14 protein-coding genes and 1 tRNA gene are annotated in these 16346 nt (G+C 71.0%); 9 read left to right on the top strand and 6 right to left on the bottom strand.

All coding sequences use genetic code 11. The annotated features are described in order from the left end of the window. Positions 1-73 precede the first annotated feature (73 nt). Entirely contained in the window at positions 74-772 is a 699-nt protein-coding gene (locus ACTWQA_RS04760) for a TetR/AcrR family transcriptional regulator (protein ID WP_443158070.1), read from the top strand. Between the two features lie 15 nt (positions 773-787). On the opposite strand, the gene ACTWQA_RS04755 is transcribed toward ACTWQA_RS04760, so the two are convergent. The 5 genes from ACTWQA_RS04755 to ACTWQA_RS04735 all read right to left on the bottom strand — a co-directional run bounded on the left by ACTWQA_RS04755 (position 788) and on the right by ACTWQA_RS04735 (position 6453). Further along, positions 788-1795 (bottom strand): hypothetical protein, encoded by a 1008-nt coding sequence (locus ACTWQA_RS04755; RefSeq protein ID WP_443158069.1) that lies wholly within the window; start codon positions 1793-1795, stop codon positions 788-790. A 239-nt stretch (positions 1796-2034) separates the two neighbouring features. Then, the gene (locus ACTWQA_RS04750) at positions 2035-4596 is read right to left on the bottom strand and encodes a Tex family protein (protein WP_443158068.1); all 2562 of its coding nucleotides are present in this window, start codon (positions 4594-4596) and stop codon (positions 2035-2037) included. 27 nt (positions 4597-4623) lie between these two features. Further along, entirely contained in the window at positions 4624-5790 is a 1167-nt protein-coding gene (locus ACTWQA_RS04745) for an amidohydrolase (protein WP_443158067.1), read from the bottom strand. Positions 5791-5913: 123 nt separating this feature from the next. Further along, complete coding sequence (locus tag ACTWQA_RS04740) at positions 5914-6348, bottom strand: RpiB/LacA/LacB family sugar-phosphate isomerase (RefSeq protein WP_443158066.1); 435 nt, start codon at positions 6346-6348, stop codon at positions 5914-5916. A 32-nt stretch (positions 6349-6380) separates the two neighbouring features. Next, positions 6381-6453 (bottom strand) — tRNA-Met (locus tag ACTWQA_RS04735). A 193-nt stretch (positions 6454-6646) separates the two neighbouring features. On the opposite strand from ACTWQA_RS04735, the gene ACTWQA_RS04730 reads away from it, so the two are divergent. From ACTWQA_RS04730 to ACTWQA_RS04700, 7 genes are read left to right on the top strand one after another with little or no spacing between them, the layout of a single operon-like run. Next, positions 6647-7726 carry a DUF917 domain-containing protein gene (locus ACTWQA_RS04730; protein WP_443158065.1) on the top strand — a complete coding sequence of 360 codons (1080 nt, stop codon included), beginning with the start codon at positions 6647-6649 and terminating at the stop codon, positions 7724-7726. Further along, positions 7719-9284, top strand: a complete 1566-nt coding sequence (locus tag ACTWQA_RS04725; protein WP_443158064.1) for a hydantoinase/oxoprolinase N-terminal domain-containing protein — start codon at positions 7719-7721, stop codon at positions 9282-9284. The genes ACTWQA_RS04730 and ACTWQA_RS04725 overlap by 8 nt, the downstream gene beginning before the upstream one ends. Positions 9285-9306: 22 nt before the next feature. Further along, entirely contained in the window at positions 9307-10914 is a 1608-nt protein-coding gene (locus ACTWQA_RS04720; protein ID WP_443158063.1) for an ABC transporter substrate-binding protein, read from the top strand. 3 nt (positions 10915-10917) lie between these two features. Further along, positions 10918-11934, top strand: coding sequence for an ABC transporter permease (locus ACTWQA_RS04715; RefSeq protein WP_443158062.1), 1017 nt, complete (start codon positions 10918-10920; stop codon positions 11932-11934). Next, entirely contained in the window at positions 11931-12779 is an 849-nt protein-coding gene (locus tag ACTWQA_RS04710; RefSeq protein WP_443158061.1) for an ABC transporter permease, read from the top strand. Before ACTWQA_RS04715 ends, ACTWQA_RS04710 begins: the two co-directional genes overlap by 4 nt. Further along, positions 12776-13513, top strand: coding sequence for an ATP-binding cassette domain-containing protein (locus tag ACTWQA_RS04705; protein ID WP_443158060.1), 738 nt, complete (start codon positions 12776-12778; stop codon positions 13511-13513). Before ACTWQA_RS04710 ends, ACTWQA_RS04705 begins: the two co-directional genes overlap by 4 nt. Positions 13514-13515: 2 nt before the next feature. Then, the gene (locus ACTWQA_RS04700; RefSeq protein ID WP_443158353.1) at positions 13516-14382 is read left to right on the top strand and encodes an ABC transporter ATP-binding protein; all 867 of its coding nucleotides are present in this window, start codon (positions 13516-13518) and stop codon (positions 14380-14382) included. Here ACTWQA_RS04700 and ACTWQA_RS04695 read toward each other — a convergent pair. After that, complete coding sequence (locus ACTWQA_RS04695) at positions 14375-14842, bottom strand: MarR family winged helix-turn-helix transcriptional regulator (RefSeq protein ID WP_443158059.1); 468 nt, start codon at positions 14840-14842, stop codon at positions 14375-14377. The two genes, ACTWQA_RS04700 and ACTWQA_RS04695, sit on opposite strands and share 8 nt — an antisense overlap. A 73-nt stretch (positions 14843-14915) precedes the next feature. On the opposite strand from ACTWQA_RS04695, the gene ACTWQA_RS04690 reads away from it, so the two are divergent. Next, complete coding sequence (locus ACTWQA_RS04690) at positions 14916-16304, top strand: MFS transporter (protein WP_443158058.1); 1389 nt, start codon at positions 14916-14918, stop codon at positions 16302-16304. Positions 16305-16346 lie beyond the last annotated feature (42 nt).

Below are 16346 nucleotides of genomic sequence, written 5' to 3'. Positions count from 1 at the left end.
GGGGGGCTGTGTCCTTTCATCCAACTCGACTACGCTCATCAACGTCAATGGCGTTGGCATAAGGAGGATTGGGATGCCGAAACGGGTGGTCCCCGAGGCGAGCCGGCGCCGCCGCCGCCCCACCAAACAGGGTCAGGTCCTCACCCACCAGCTCATCGTGGAGACCGCGCTACGCATGTTGCGCGAGCACGGCGCGGCCGGCCTGACCGCCCGCCGCCTCGGACTCGCCCTGGGGGCCGACGCCAGCACCGTCTACCGCTACTTCCGGGGCATGGACGACCTCATCCTGGCCATCGCCGACGAGCTCTTCGCCCAGGCCATGGCCGGCTGGCGCTCCACCGGCGACTGGCGTTCCGACCTTCGCGACCTCGGGCTCCGCATTCACCACGCCTACCTGGCCCACCCCCAGGCCGCCGTGCTGACCGCCAGCCGCGTCACGGGCCGCCCGAACGAGGTGGCGGCCGACGAGACGATCCTCGGCGTCCTCCGCGGCGCCGGCTTCCCGGACGCCGACGCCGTACGCATCTACCACGCCTTCATCGACCAGAGCCTGGCCTTCTCCATCCTCGACGCCGCCACCCTGGCCCTGCCCGCGGCCGCGCGGGAGGCCGACGAGGAGGTGTGGCGGGACACCTACGCCCGCCTGCCCGCCGCCACCCACCCCAACATCGCCGCCACGGCGCCGCTGCTGGTGGCCCGCATGAACGACAGCGCCTACCCGGCGGCACTCGACATGCTGCTGTCCAGCGCGGCGGCCCAGCTCAGCAGATGATGCGGAACCGTACGGTCAAAGGCGGCGGCGGCTCTGGGCGATGCGTTTGGCGAGTCCGGCCGGGGAGTCGTCGGCCATGAGGGCGGGCAGGCGCGGCGCGTCCTCGTCGATCTGACGCAGCACCGCCGGCTGATCGCCCGAGAAGTGGCTCCAGGCGCGCACCACCTCGGGCATGGCCGCAATGGCCTCGTCGGACAGGATGGCCTCCCGAGGCAGCCACGACGTCAGGAACTGCGACACCCGGCTCGGGCTCCACCACAGCGGCCGGTCCCCGATGAACTCGACCAGCTTCTCGAACGCCTCCCGCGCCCCCGGCAGGTCGGGCAGGTCGTCGAACCGAGAGGCGGTGTCATCGCCCGCCCCACGGACGACGCCCGGCACCGTGCGGGCTCTGGCGATCGCGAGCGGCCGGACCTCGGTCAGCGTGACGGCGACCGCCGCACCCATGATCCGGTCGCCCAGTTCGATCGCGTCCAGGATCCGGCCCCCGACCACCCCGGGATCGGCCGCGTCCAGGCCCAGGTCGTCGAGGAACTTCGGCTCCTCGACCACGGCGTCGACCGCCAGCCCGCCGTTGGGCTGGTCGATCCCGACGACCAGGATGTGCGGCTCCTTGCCGTTCTCGTAGCGGAAGGAAAGGACGGCCAGGGTCTGCTCACCGTACGGGTCGGCCTTGCCGTACCAAGCGCCCTCGCACGTCACCCTGCCCATCCGGCTCGCCCACGGCGACAGCGTGTCCACCAGCCCTTCTGCGGCCCGCGTGTACACCCCCGACTCATCGGCCTCGGCGGACGGGGCCTCATCGCCGGGTGAAGGGCTCGGATTGACGGCCGCCAGCGCCACAAGCGTGAGCCGTGCCTCCGTCCCGCCGTCCTCCGCCAGCTCCCGCAGGAACGCGGCCACCTGGTCCTGCTCCAGGCTCGCCGTGAGCCGCGCCGCCCATAGCTCCGTCCGCAGCGGAGAATGCCACCTGAGCAGGTCGTGGGCCTGGGTGATCGCCGTGGTAAACGCTGATGTGCTCACCATCCGACCGTATCTCTCCAGCACGCGCTGAGGCCGCGGCGGTCGCTGTCGTCGACACCGACCTGACGGAGATCAAGCCGATCGAGCGGCGTTGCGAAACGGTGATGCTGTTCAGGACCCCGTGGGGCTCCAAGCAGGTGGTCATCAGCGAGTCGCAAATGCGGCCGGCCACCCGTCGATCAGGCCACCGATGAGCCGGCCGCCTGGGCGGTTGTCGCCCAGGCGGCCGCTTGCTGAGTTCAGCGACCGTTGTCGCCGGTGAGACCCGCCTTGCGGAGGGCTTCGGCCATGGCACCCGTCGGGGCCGGGCGGTCCTGGCGGCGCTGACCGCCGCGCTGCCCGTCGCCCCGCCCCCGCTGGCCGTCGCCGCGCCCGCGCTGACCGCCGTCGCCGTTGCCACGCTGGCCTGCCTCGCCCCGGCCGTCGCGCTGTCCGCCAGGCTGTCCGTCGCGCTGGCCGTCGCCGCGCGGCCCCTGGCCGCGGCCGCCCTGGCCTCGAGCACGCTGGGTTCCGTCACCACGGCCGCCATCGCCGCCGCGAGCGCCCTCGCCACGGCCGCCACCGTCACCACGGCCGCCGCCGTCGCTCCGGGTGCCGTCACGGCCGCCGCCTTGGCGGCCGGTCGATCGCCGGGGGCCGTCGCCCGGCCCCTGGGCCGTGGTCTCGTCCTCCAGGCGCAGGGTCAGCGAGATGCGCTTGCGGGGGATGTCCACGTCCAGCACCTTGACACGGACGATGTCACCCGGCTTGACCACGTCTCGCGGGTCCTTGACGTAGGTGCGGGACATGGCCGACACGTGGACCAGACCGTCCTGGTGCACGCCGACGTCCACGAATGCCCCGAACGCGGCCACGTTGGTGACCACGCCCTCCAGGATCATGCCGGACGTCAGGTCGGAGATCTTCTCGATCCCCTCCTTGAACGTGGCGGTCTTGAAGGCGGGACGCGGGTCGCGGCCCGGCTTTTCCAGCTCGCGCAGGATGTCGGAGACCGTCGGCAGGCCGAACGTCTCGTCGGTGAAGTCCTGCGGCTTGATCGACCGCAGGGCCACCGTGTTGCCGATCAGCGACTTGAGGTCGCTCTGGACCGAGGTGAGGATGCGGCGGACCACCGGGTAGGCCTCCGGGTGCACGCTGGAGACGTCGAGCGGGTCGTCGCCGCCCCGGATGCGCAGGAAGCCCGCGCACTGTTCGAACGCCTTGGGACCGAGCCGCGGCACCTCCTTCAGCGCCGACCGCGTGCGGAACGGGCCGTTGGCGTCGCGGTGGCGCACGATGCTCTCGGCCAGCGTGGACCCGATGCCCGACACCCGCGTGAGCAACGGCGCCGATGCGGTGTTGACGTCGACGCCGACGGCGTTGACGCAGTCCTCGACCACCGCGTCCAGCGAACGCGACAGCTTGGTCTCGGCGAGATCGTGCTGGTATTGGCCGACGCCGATCGACTTGGGGTCGATCTTGACCAGCTCGGCCAGCGGGTCCTGCAGGCGGCGCGCGATGGAGACCGCGCCACGCAGCGACACGTCGAGCTCGGGCAGCTCCTGCGAGGCGTACGGCGAGGCCGAGTAGACCGAGGCGCCGGCCTCCGACACCACGATCTTCGTGACCGACGGCATGTGCTGGACCAGCTCACCGGCCAGTTTGTCCGTCTCGCGCGAGGCCGTGCCGTTGCCGATGGCGATCAGCTCGACCCCGTGCCGCTGCGCGAGCGCGCCCAGCACGGCGAGCGACTGGTCCCACTGTCGCTTGGGCTCGTGCGGATAGATGGTCGCGGTCTCGACGACCTTGCCGGTGGCGTCGACCACGGCCACCTTCACCCCGGTGCGCAGGCCCGGGTCCAGCCCCATGGTCGGGCGGCTGCCGGCCGGCGCAGCCAGCAGCAGGTCGCGCAGGTTGGCCGCGAACACCCGCACGGCCTCGTCCTCGGCCACCTGCCACAGCCGCATCCGCAGGTCGATGCCCAGATGCACGAGAATGCGGGTGCGCCAGGCCCACCGCACGGTCTCGGTCAGCCACTTGTCGGCCGGCCGGCCCAGGTCGGCGATGTCGAACCTGGAGGCGACGCGCAGCTCGTAATCGGGGCTGTCGTCCGGCTCCAGCGCGACGGACAGCACCTCCTCCTTCTCGCCCCGGAACATCGCCAGAATCCGGTGCGAGGGCAGCTTGGTGAACGGCTCGCCGAAGTCGAAGTAGTCGGAGAACTTGGCCCCCGCCTCCTCCTTGCCTTCGCGCACCTTCGACACCAGCTGCCCGCGGCTCCACAGCTGCTCGCGCAGCTCGCCGATGAGGTCGGCGTCCTCGGCGAACCGCTCGATCAGGATCGCCCTGGCACCCTCCAGCGCCGCGCCCGCGTCGGCCACGCCCTCGGTCACGAAGCCCTCGGCGACGGCCAGCGGGCTCAGCCCCGGGTCGGCCAGCAGCTTGTCGGCCAGCGGCTCCAGCCCCAGCTCGCGGGCGATCTGCGCCTTGGTGCGCCGCTTGGGCTTGTAAGGCAGGTAGATGTCCTCGAGCCTGGCCTTGGTCTCGGCCGCCATGATCTGCTCGCGCAGCTGGTCGTCGAGCTTGCCCTGGGACTCGATCGACTCCAGGATCGCCGCGCGGCGCTCCTCCAGCTCACGCAGGTAACGCAGCCGCTCCTCCAGCGTGCGCAGCTGTGCGTCGTCGAGGGTGCCGGTGGCCTCTTTGCGGTATCGCGCGATGAACGGCACGGTCGCGCCGCCGTCGAGCAACTCGACGGCCGCCTGCACCTGCCCGTCGCGTACGCCGAGCTCTGCCGCGATCCGCTGGTGTATAGAGAGCACTTGCCTGCCTTTCGATGGTCCCGCCGGTCAATTGTGCAGGACGACGCCGTTCCTCATGACCAGAGTGCGCGGAGGGTGAACGACCACGGCCTCCGCCGCGCTCGCGCACGGCACCACGACCAGGTCGGCCCGGTCGCCCGCGGACAGCCCGTAGCCCTCCAGCCCCAGCACGCGGGCGCCGCCGTGCGTGGCGGCCTCCAGCGCGAGCTCGATGTCCGCGTCCCTGCGGAAGGTGCTGCGGTAGGCGACGTGCATCGCCCGCTCCAGCATGTCGCCGCTGCCGTAGGGACCCCATAGGTCCCTGATGCCGTCGTGCCCGCAGGCCACGGTGACGCCCGCGGCCCGCAGCTTCTTCACTGGCGGCACAGGGAAGCTGTAGACGGCCGCGGTCGCCAGCGCCACACCCGCCTCGGCGAAGCCCTGGATCAGCCGGTCCTGGTAGGCGTCGTCGAGCTGGCCGAGGGCGTAAGCGTGGCTGACCGTCACCCGGCCGCCCAGCCCCAGCGCCTTGGTGCGCTCGGTGATCAGCTCCAGCTCCCACCCGCCCAGGGAGCCGCCGTCGTGCAGGTGGATGTCCACGTGGGCGCCGTAACGCTCGGCCAGGCCGAAGATCACGTCGAGATGGCGCACGGGGTCGCGGTCGATGCCCGCGGGATCGAGCCCGCCGACCGCCTCGACACCGCTCTTCAGCGCCTCTTCGAGCAGCTCCGCCGTGCCCGGGTTGGTGAGCAGGCCGTGCTGCGGGAAGGCGACCTGGCGCACCTCGAGGGGGGAGCGGGCGGCGGCCTCGCGCACGGCCTCCACACCGCGCAGCCCGACCAGCGGGTCGATGTCGGTGTGCGTGCGCACGTGGGTGGTGCCGGCCGCGCTCATGCGCTCCAGCAGCGCGCCGATCCGCTCCACGCTCGGGACGCCGAGCTCGGCCCGCCTCCCCAAATCGTTGCCGATGCGGCCGGCGAGCGTGTCGTCGGCCGAATGCGGCACCCACGGCCCGCCGTAGAGGGTCTTGTCGAGGTGGCAGTGCGCCTCGACGAGGCCGGGCAGCACCAGCTGCCCCGCGATGTCCACGACCAGGGCGTCGTCCGCTGCGTCGATGCCCTGGCCGACGTGGTGGATCAGGCCGTCGCGGACGAGGATGTCGGCGGTGGCCCCGAGCCCCCAGGGGAGCCCGCCGCGCAGCAGCACGTCGGTCATGCCAAGAACCCTAGACGGCCGGGCCGACGATTTCCGTGTCTCCGCCGTGACCGTTCTCGGCCAGTCGGGGCGACTGGCGAAAGCTCAAGATGGTTGGCGCTCTCGCCCCGCAGAGCGTAGCGGTCAGATCTCGTCCAGGTGGGACACGTTGGCGGCGTCGGCGGAGTCCGTGCTGGGCCGTCCCTCCAGCCAGGCGTCGAGGATCTCATCGAGCACCACGTCGGAGGTGAGCCGCAGGCTCAGCGCCAGCACGTTGGCGTCGTTCCACTTGCGGGCCCCGTCGGCGGTGTAGGCGTCGACGCACAGCGCGGCCCGCACGCCGGGCACCTTGTTCGCCGCGATCGACGCGCCCGTCCCGGTCCAGCAGCACACGACCGCCTGGTCGGCCCGCCCCTCGCTCACGTCCTTGGCGGCCAGCTCCGAGGCCCACGCCCAGTCGTCGCGCTCCTCGTCGTTGAGCGCGCCGTGCGTCACCACCTCGTGCCCGCGCTTGCGCAGCTCCGTCACGACCCGCTCGGCCACGCCGTCCTTGCTGTCGGCGGCCACCGAAATCCGCATGACACCAGGGTGCCACGGCATGGGGAGACCCGTAGCGGGTGCGGGAATCGAACCCGCCTTGCGCGACCTATGAAATCGCCGGGCACACCAGCGCCCCCACCCGCCTCGATGAGCGACGGGCGGGGTCCTTGAGATCAGGACACGCCCGTGCGGTGCCGCCTGCGCATTCGCCCGGTGTTCATGGCCTCGATCTTGCCGGTGGCCACCGCGCCGGCGCAACGGATTTACCCGCCCACACGTGCCGCGCTGGCGGATTGAGGTGCCATGTGGTTGGTTGAGTCGCCAAATGAGCATTGATGTGAGCGATATTCCGGCACTCGCCCGAGGGTGCGCAGTTCTGGGCACCGGCGGTGGAGGAGACGTCCGTACCGGATCGTTGGCCGCCGCACGGGCCATCCGCGAGTACGGCGAGGTGCCGCTGGTCCGGCTGGCCGACCTGGCGGACGACGCGCTGATCATGCCGCTGTCGGGGATCGGGGCGCCGACCGTCAGCCACGAGATGATCCACAGCGAGGACGAGCCCAAGCGCATCGCCGAGGAGATCGAGCGCCTCTTCGGCCGCCCGCCCTCCGCCGTCATGTCGTCCGAGATCGGCGGCTCCAACGGCGTCGCCCCGGTCGCGTGGGCCGCGCAGCTCGGGTTGCCGCTGCTCGACGCCGACGGCATGGGGCGGGCCTTCCCCGAGGTCCAGATGGTGTCGATGTACGTGGCGGGGCTGCCGGCCGACCTGGTGATCATGACCGACGTCGCCGGGAACGTGGTCACCATCCGCCCGATCGACGGATTGTGGTCGGAGAGGCTGGCCAGGGCCGTGTGCGTGGCGGCGGGATCGAGCGCGTTGATGGCCGACTACGTGATCACGGCCGCGCAGGCGCGGGGCGCGGTCATCGAGGGCACGGTCACGCGCGCGCTCGAGATCGGCAGGGCCACCGAGGGCACGTCCCCTACGGGTGCCCGGGCGGCCGACCCGCTGCGCGCGCTGCAGGACCGGCTCGGCGCCGCCAGGCTGATCACGGGCAAGCTGACCGACGTGGAGCGGCGCACCACGGGCGGGTTCGTACGGGGCACGGCCACGATCGAGGGCACCGGCGACGACCGGACCCGCACCGTCACGCTGGAGCTGCAGAACGAGAACCTGGTCGCCGTCGAGGACGGCCGGGTCCTGGCCATGGTGCCCGACCTGATCACGGTCGTGGACACCGAGACCGCCGCCGCGATCCAGACCGAGGGCCTCAGGTACGGCCAGCGCGTCACGGTGCTCGCCTGGCCGTGCGACCCGCTCTGGCGCACCCCCAAGGGACTGGAGACCGCCGGGCCGCGGGCGTTCGGGTACGAGCTGGACTACGTTCCGGTCGAGGAGCTGACGGCACATGGCTGACCTGCCGGAGCTCGCGGAGCTCGGGATCGGGATCGACGTCGGAGGCACGAACACCGACGCGGTCGTGCTCGGCGCCGACGGCCGGGTGATCGCCAAGGCGAAGCGCCCGACGACGCCGGAGGTGACCGAGGGGCTGCGTGCCGCACTCGACGCGGTCCTGGCGGAACTCGGGGACGCGCGGCACCGGGTCACCCGCGTCATGCTGGGCACCACGCACGCGACCAACGCGATCCTGGAGCGCCGCAACCTCGGCCGGGTGGCCGTGCTGCGGCTCGGAGCGCCCGCCACCACGTCCGTGCCGCCGCTCTCCGGCTGGCCCGGCGACCTGCGCAAGGCCGTCTCGGCCGGAGAGGCCATCGTGCAGGGCGGCCACTACGTCGACGGCCGCGTGATCCGCCCGCCGGACCTCGGCGCGATCCGCCGTTTCCTGGACGGCGTGGAGGCGGAGGCCGTGGCCGTCACCAGCGTGTTCAGCCCGGCGAGCGGTGAGCACGAGCGCCTGGTCGAGGAGCTGGTCCGGGCCGAGTACGGGCTGCCGGTGTCGCTCAGCCACGAGATCGGCTCGCTCGGCCTGCTCGAACGCGAGAATGCCACGGTGCTCAACGCCGCGCTGTACGGGGTCGCCGCCCACGTGACCGGCGCCCTGGTCGCCGCGCTGGCCGAACGCGACCTGCGAGCCCGGCCGTACCTGGCACAGAACGACGGCACGCTGATGACGCTGGAGCACGCCGCGCGGCTGCCCGTGTCGACGATCGGCTCCGGCCCGGCGAACTCGCTGCGCGGGGCGGCGTACCTGTCCGGGGTAGCGGACGCGATCGTGGTGGACGTGGGCGGCACCTCCACCGACCTCGGGGTGCTGGTCGGCGGGTTCCCCAGGGAATCGGCGGCGGCGGTCGAGATCGGCGGGGTGCTCACCAACTTCCGCATGCCGGACATCCTGGCCATCGCGCTCGGCGGTGGGACCGTAGTGAGAGACCGCGGGATCGGGCCGGACTCGGTCGGCTATCGGATCGTCCAGGAGGCGCTGGTGTTCGGCGGCAGCACGCCGACGATCACCGACGCCGCCGTGGCGACCGGCCGTACCCCGGCTGACGGAGAAGGCTGGCGCGCCCGCATGGGTGACATGTCGGAAGGAATCCGCGACACCCTGGAAAGGGCGGTGGCCGTCGCGGACGAGATGGTGATCGACGCCGTGGACAGGATGGCGCTCGGCAAGTCCGACAGACCGCTGGTCGCGGTGGGGGGCGGCGCGTTCGTCCTGCCGGAGCGCATCCCGGGCGTCGGCCGGGTGATCCGCCCCGAGCATGCCGAGGTGGCCAACGCGGTGGGCGCCGCCATCGCACTGGCGAGCGGCAGAGTCGATACGATCTTGCCTGCGGGAGATAGCCGGTCAGAAGCCATCGAAAGGGCCAAGGAGGAGGCGGCGGCGCGAGCCGTGGCCGCGGGGGCGGATCCCTCCGCGGTCGAGATCGTCGATCTCCTTGAGGTGCCGCTGAGCTACCTCTCCGAACCCGCCGTGCGGGTACACGTCAAAGCAGCCGGACCACTCGCCCGGTGAAAATCGAAAGGATCCCCCCACCATGCGCTGGCACAAGCGTCTGCTCGTGGCCGGAGTCACCAGTGTCTTGGCCTTGACCGCGTCCGCGTGCGCGGGCGGCCAGGTGCGTGGCGGCGGCGGGACACCCCAGCCGCAGCCAAGCGGCAGTCAGCCGGCGACCACGCAGGCCAACGACAGCACGTTCGTCTACGTGCCCAACCTCGACGTGGTCACCGACTGGGACCCGGCGACCTCCTACTCCAATGAGATCGTCGCCCTGTCGAACATCTATGAGGGCCTGACCAGGTACAACTCGGAGACCCGCAAGGCCGAGCCGCGCCTGGCCACCGAGTGGACCTCGGCGAACGACGGCAAGGAGTGGACGTTCAAGCTCCGGCCGGGCGTGAAGTTCCACTCCGGCGCCACGATGGACGCCGAGGCCGCCAAGAAGGCCATCGAGCGGACGATCGAGAAGAAGGGCGGCGCGGCCTACATCTGGGACGCGGTCGACACCATCGAGGCCGTGGACGCGTCCACATTGAAGTTCACGCTCAAGTACGCCACGCCGCTCGACCTCGTCGCCTCCTCCGGCTACGCGGCCTACATCTACGACGTGGACGCCGTGGACCCCGACGGCAAGACCACCGCCGGCACCGGCCCGTACACGATCGACTCCTGGCAGAAGGGCAAGGAGACCGAGCTCACACTGAAGGCGTTCGAGGGCTACTGGGGCGGCTGGAAGCCCGAGCAGTACAAGAAGGTCGCCTTCCGCGTCACACCCGAGATCACCACCGCCTGGCAGTTGCTGCAGAACGGCGAGGTGAACTTCGTCCAGCGGCTGAATCCGCAGCTCTTCCAGCAGGCGGGCACGACCGCGAAGGTGCAGACCGCGCAGGTGCCGTCGTTCCAGAACCTGCTCGTGTTGTTCAACACCGCCTCAGGGCCGACGAAGGACGAGCGGGTACGGCAGGCGCTGCAGGCGGCCATCGACTACGACGGCCTGATCGCCGCGCTCAAGGGCTCGGCCACGAAGGCCAGCGGCCTGGTGCCCCAGGGTCTGCTCGGCCACGCCACGGGCATGGAGCCCAAGCAGGATCTCGCCAAGGCCCAGGAACTGCTGGCGGATGCCGGGTACGGCCCCGACCTCCCCGAGCTCAAGCTCTCCCTGACCTACGCCCAGGGCGACGAGGACCAGAAGCTGCTGGTCACGCTGCTCAGCTCCACGCTGAAGAAGCTGAACGTGACCCTGCAGGCCAAGCCCATGACCTGGAACGCGCAGTGGGACCTGGGCAAGAAGCAGGGGCAGGACATCTTCGTCATGTACTGGTATCCGGACTACCCGGACGCCTACTCGTGGTTCGTGAACGTCTTCAAGAGCGCCGAGAAGCCGCAGTTCAACCTGTCCTACTTGAAGAACGCCGGGATCGACGCGGCCATTGACGCGTTGCCGCAGCTCACGGCCACTGACCAGCTCAAGGCGGACATGGCGTACCAGGATCTGCAGAAGAAGATCATCCAGGAGCAGGCGGCGGTGGCGGTGCCGTACGTGCAGACCTACCAGCGCGCGCTCACGGACGACATCCAGGGATACGTGGACAATCCCGCCTACCCCAACGTGGTCTTCTTCTACGACCTCAAGCGCGCAAGCTGACCTATGGCGCGTTATCTGGCCCGCCGGCTCGGCCAGGCCCTCCTGGTCGTGGCCGGCGTGGTCATGCTCACGTTCGCCGTCATGAGGTTGGTGCCCGGCGATCCCGCGGTCGCGTTCGCCGGGCCGAAGGCCACGCCCGAGCAACTGGCCGCGGCACGCGAACGGTTCGGCCTCGACGACCCGATCCCGCTGCAGTTCGTGACCTACGTGCGTGACCTGTTCACCGGCGACTGGGGGACCAGTCTGCGGACCCGGCAGCCGGTACGCGACGACCTGTATCTCGCTTTCCCGGCCTCGCTGGAGCTCGTAGGGGCGGCGCTGGTGGTCGCGGTCGTCGTGGGCATCCCGATCGGGGTGCTGGCGGCCCGCTATAGGACGAAATTTCCGGACTTCGGGGTGCGGTTCACCAGCATGCTCGCGGTCTCCGTGCCGGTCTTCTGGCTGGCCCTGGCCATGCAGCTGGTGTTCGCCGGCCATCTGGGCTGGTTCCCGATCGCCGGCGAGTACGACTCCTCGCTCGACACCACCAGCCCCCTCACCCTCTGGACGAACATCACCCTCGTCGACGCCCTCATCACCGGCAACTGGCCGATCTTCACCAGCACGCTCGAACACCTGGTGCTGCCCGCCCTCGTCGTGGCCGCCTACCCGACCGGCGTGATCGCGCAGATGACCAGGGCGGCCCTCATCGAGGAGTCCGGGCAGGACCACGCCCGGCTGGAGCGCGCACTGGGCTTCGGGGAGACGTCCATCCTGACCAGGTTCGCCCTGAGACCTGCGCTGAGCCCGGTGTTGTCGCTGATCGCCCTGGTGTTCGCGTACTCGATCGTGAACGGCTTCCTGGTCGAGGCCGTCTTCAACTGGCCGGGTCTTGGCCGTTACGCCGCCGAGTCGATCAAGTCGCTGGACACCCCGGCCATCGCCGGCGTCACCCTCCTCGTCGCCCTCGTGTACACCCTGGCCAACCTCGTCGTGGACCTGCTGCAGGGCGTCGTCGATCCGCGGGCGAGGGCACGATGACCGCCACCGAGGCGCCGCTGCGGCGCACGCTGCCGAGGATCCCCGACCGGTTCGCGGCCTTCGGGGCGGTGCTCATCGTGGTCGTCGTGCTGGCTTCGATCCTGGCGCCGTGGCTCGCGCCGTACCCGGACGAGCCGAACCCGCTGGTTGGGACGCAGCCGCCGAGCGCCGCACACTGGTTCGGCACCGACAACGCCGGGCGGGACGTGCTCACCAGGATCCTGTACGGCGGTCGCACGTCGTTGTTCATCGCCGTCGCCGTGCTGGCCGTCTCGGCGGTGGTCGGGGTGACGCTCGGCGTGGTGGCCGGGTACGCGGGCGGCTGGATCAGGGACGTGATCATGCGGGTCACGGACGTGTTCCTGGCCTTCCCCGCGCTGCTGCTCTCCCTGGCCCTGGCGGTGGTGCTGCAGCCCGGCGTGAACACCGTCGTGCTGGCCATCGCGGTGACCTGGTGGCCGTGGTACACGCGGCTGTCCGCCTCGGTGGCCGCGTCGATCGCCACCCGGAGCTACGTGGACGCTGCCCGGTGCCTCGGCGTCCCCGCACCGCTGATCATTCTCAGGCACGTGCTGCCGAACTCGCTCACCCCCGTCCTGGTCCAGATCTCGCTGGACGCGGGCGGGGTGATCCTCACCGCGGCCGCGCTGTCGTACCTGGGGCTGGGCGCCCAGGAGCCGACCGCGGAATGGGGGCTGATGGTGCAGCAGGGCCAGACGCTCTTCACCACGAACTGGTGGGTCGTGACCTTCCCAGGGCTGGCGATCCTGGTGACGGCGTTCGCGTTCAACGTGCTCGGCGAGGGGCTCAGGAACGCGCTCGACCCGCGAAGGGTGGTCAAGTGATCGAGGTACGCGACCTCCGCGTCAGTTACGGGGGACGGGTCGTCGCCGACGTGCCGGAACTCGACGTGGGCGCGGGCGAGTGCGTGGCGATCGTGGGGGAGAGCGGCTCGGGCAAATCGACCACCCTCCTCTCGCTGCTGGGCCTCACCCCGGATGCCGAAATTTCGGGACACATCAAGGTCTGTGGCGTCGACGTGCTGACCGCCCCGCCCCGCCGCCTCCGTGAGATCCGCGGTGCCAGGGCCGCGCTCGTCATGCAGTCGCCGCAGGCGGCGCTCAGCCCGGCCACCCGGCTCGGCGTCCTCATGCGCCGCGCGCTCAGGCTTCACGGCAGAGACGCCACGGAGCAGGCCATGGTGGAGGCCATGGAGGCCGTGCTGCTCGACCCGGAGCTCCTGCGCCGCTATCCGCACGAGGTCTCGGGCGGCCAGGCCCAGCGCTTCGCCATCGCGCTGGCCATCGCCTTGGGCGCGGAGGTGATCCTGGCCGACGAGCCCACGAGCGCTCTCGACGTGACCGTGCAGGCCGAGGTGGTGGGCGTGCTGCGCAGGCTGCGGGCCGACCGGGGCCTGTCGCTCCTGCTCGTCTCCCACGACCTGGCCCTGGTGTCCACGATCGCCGACCGGGTGCTCGTCATGAAGGACGGCGCGGTGGTCGAGTCGGGGCCCGCCGCGGACGTGCTGGCCGCGCCGTCCCACCCGTACACGCGCGAGCTGCTGGAGGCCCTGCCGTGAGGATGCTGAGGGCCGAACGCGTGACACTCGGGTACGGCAAGCGCCCGGTCGTGCACGACGTGAGCCTGGACATCACGGAGGGTGGCGTCGGGCTGATCGGGGAGAGCGGCTCAGGCAAGACGACGCTGGCCCGGGCGTTCCTGGGCCTCCTCAGCCCTATGTCCGGAAAGATCTGGTACGGCGACCAAACGCTGAAAAACACAGACATGCGGGCGTTCCGTAAGGACGTCCAGCCCGTCTTCCAGGCCGAGGCCCTCGACCCGCGAATGCGGATCGGCTCCTCCATAGCCGAGGCGCTCCCCAGAGCCGAGCGAGCCAGGGTGGGGGAGTTGCTCGAACAGGTCGGACTGGACCCGGACCTTGCGGCCCGGAGGCCGCACCAGCTCTCCGGAGGCCAGCGCCAGCGCGTCGTGATCGCCAGGGCCCTGGCCGTCGGCCCCCGCCTGCTCATCCTGGACGAGCCCACCAGCGCACTGGACGTGACGGTCCAGGCCAAGATCCTCGACCTGCTGGCGGGGCTGGACACCGAGCGCCTGCTCATCACCCACAACCTCGCGGTCGTGGAGCGGCTGTGCCGCACGTCCCACGTGCTGTTCGCGGGCCGCGTCGTCGAGTCGGGACCCACGGCCGGCCTCCTGGCCGAGCCCCCCCACCCGTACACCAAGGCCCTGCGCGACGCCGTGCCCAAGCTCGGCGGGTCCCCGCCGGAGGCCAGGGGGCGGACGGAGGCCGTGCCGGCGGCGACGGGCTGCCCGTACCGTCTGCGCTGCCCGATCGCCGTGCCGGCGTGCGAGCAGGCGCCTCCTTTGCGGGACCTGAAGGACCGTCAGGTGGCCTGCCACCGGGCGGAGGAGGTGCTGCTCACTTGATGACCAGCTGAGCCCTCAGGTGGGCGGTGACGTCGTCCGCGAGATTCTCCATCAACCGGGCCAGCTCCGTCCGGTCCGCCGCCGACCAGTCGGCCAACGCTCCCTCGAACCAGTCGGTGGTCACTTTGCGGCACTTCCCCGCCGCCTCGGCGCCCTCCGGTGTGAGGGCGATGCGCCAGGCCCGGCCGTCGTCGGGGTCGCGGACGCGCTCGACCAGGCCGCGCTGCTCCAGCGCGGCGACGTGCCTGGTCACATGCGGGCTCTCCACCTGAAGTGCCTCGGCGATCGCGCCGATCCTGCGCGGTTCGCCCGCGTCCAGCAGGCTGACGAGGATCTCCACGCCGGGCCGGTCGAGCCGGATGCCCGCGGCCTCGGTCAGCCGCTCGTGGGTCTTGCCGCGCTTGAGGGTGGTCACGAGCGTGCGGAAGGCCGACACCGTTCTGTTGAGATCTTCGTCCATCTCGTTTGCTTACCTAACTTACGTATGTATTATCGCTTCTTGTTACTTACCTAAGTTATCTAAAGGAGCCGAGATGGCGACAGCCGTCGCGTCGAGCGCACGCACGACGTCGAACAGGAACCCCTGGCCGGGAGTGATCGCGCTGGCCTTCGGCGCATCCATCGCCGCCCTTCAGAACACCGCGGTGGTGCCGTTGCTTCCAGTGCTGCAACGCGAGCTGGGCACCTCTCTTGCCGCCGTGAGCTGGACGCTCACGCTGAGCCTCCTGGTCTCCGCGGTGGCCACGCCGCTGTTGTCGCGCTTCGGCGACATGTACGGCAGGCGCACCATGATCCTCGGCGCGCTGGCCCTACTGGTGATCGGCTCGGTCATGGCAGCCCTGGCGACCTCGCTGGCCTGGCTGTTGGTGGCGCGGGTGCTGCAGGGCGCCGTGGCCGCCCTCGTGCCGCTGTCGATCGGGGTGGTACGCGACGTGCTGCCCCGGCAGCAGCTGGCGACCGGCATCGGGGTGGTGAGCGCGACGATGGGGTTCGGCGCCGGCGGCGGGATGATCCTGGCCGGGCTCGCCGCGGGCGACTGGCACCTGGTGTTCTGGATCATGGCCGGCATTTCCCTGGTGGCCGCGATCATCGTGGCCTTCCTCGTCCGCGACCAAGCCCCGGCCGTGCGCGCCCGCCCCGACCTGCTGGGCGCCGCGCTGATGGCCGCCTGGCTGGTGGCGCTCCTGCTGGGCATCAGCGAGGGCGGCTCATGGGGCTGGACCTCGCCGGGCGTGCTCGGCCTGTTCGCCGCCGCGGCGCTGCTGGCCGCAGTCTGGGTCCTGGTCGAGCGGAGGGTGGCCGAGCCGCTGGTGGAGATGTCGATGCTGGTGCACCGGGGCACGGTCGGCGCGACGGTGGCCTCGATGCTGCTCGGGTTCGCGTTCTTCACGATCCTGACGGGCATGTCCGGGTTCGCCCAGTCGCCCGTGTCCGGCCTGTCCGCCTCGACCCTGGAGGTCGGGCTCTACCTGCTGCCGAGCACGCTGTTCATGTTGGTGATCTCGCTGTTCGCGGGCCGGCTCATGCGGATCTTCCGGGCCTCGACCATGGTCGCGGCGGGCTCCGCGGTCACCGGCCTGGCCGCGCTGTGGCTGGTGTACATGCACGACACTCCTGCCCACCTGTACGTGGCCGCCTCGCTCATGGGCGTCGGCCTCGGCGTCGGCTACGCGGCCCTGGGCACCATGGCCGTCGAGCATGTGGACCCGGGCAAGACGGCCGTGGCGGCAGGCGTGAACGCGCTCGTACGGATCGTGGGCGGCAGCACCTCGGGCGCCGTGATCGCCGCCATCCTGGCCGCCCAGCCCGGCGTCACCGGCTATCAGTGGGTCTTCGGCGTGGCCACCGCGGCCGGGGCGGTGGCCACGGTGTTCGCCACGGTCTACGGGCGGCTCAACCGCAAGCAGGTCACAGCGGTCTAAGAAGTCGGCATGAGATCGCCATGTCACAGCGGTCTAAGAAGT

Origin of the sequence: Nonomuraea sp. 10N515B, from assembly GCF_052245915.1 — a bacterium.
Classification (GTDB): domain Bacteria; phylum Actinomycetota; class Actinomycetes; order Streptosporangiales; family Streptosporangiaceae; genus Nonomuraea.
Note: the sequence above shows the minus strand (reverse complement) of the source record. Positions and strands in the feature narration are given on the sequence as shown.

Excerpts from the sequence above, each read along its gene's own strand:
- ACTWQA_RS04760 (WP_443158070.1), top strand. The coding sequence starts at position 74 with ATGCCGAAACGGGTGGTCCCCGAGGCGAGCCGGCGCCGCCGCCGCCCC.
- ACTWQA_RS04745 (WP_443158067.1), bottom strand. The coding sequence starts at position 5,790 with ATGACCGACGTGCTGCTGCGCGGCGGGCTCCCCTGGGGGCTCGGGGCC.
- ACTWQA_RS04740 (WP_443158066.1), bottom strand. The coding sequence starts at position 6,348 with ATGCGGATTTCGGTGGCCGCCGACAGCAAGGACGGCGTGGCCGAGCGG.
- ACTWQA_RS04725 (WP_443158064.1), top strand. The coding sequence starts at position 7,719 with ATGGCTGACCTGCCGGAGCTCGCGGAGCTCGGGATCGGGATCGACGTC.
- ACTWQA_RS04720 (WP_443158063.1), top strand. The coding sequence starts at position 9,307 with ATGCGCTGGCACAAGCGTCTGCTCGTGGCCGGAGTCACCAGTGTCTTG.
- ACTWQA_RS04715 (WP_443158062.1), top strand. The coding sequence starts at position 10,918 with ATGGCGCGTTATCTGGCCCGCCGGCTCGGCCAGGCCCTCCTGGTCGTG.
- ACTWQA_RS04710 (WP_443158061.1), top strand. The coding sequence starts at position 11,931 with ATGACCGCCACCGAGGCGCCGCTGCGGCGCACGCTGCCGAGGATCCCC.
- ACTWQA_RS04700 (WP_443158353.1), top strand. The coding sequence starts at position 13,516 with ATGCTGAGGGCCGAACGCGTGACACTCGGGTACGGCAAGCGCCCGGTC.
- ACTWQA_RS04695 (WP_443158059.1), bottom strand. The coding sequence starts at position 14,842 with ATGGACGAAGATCTCAACAGAACGGTGTCGGCCTTCCGCACGCTCGTG.
- ACTWQA_RS04690 (WP_443158058.1), top strand. The coding sequence starts at position 14,916 with ATGGCGACAGCCGTCGCGTCGAGCGCACGCACGACGTCGAACAGGAAC.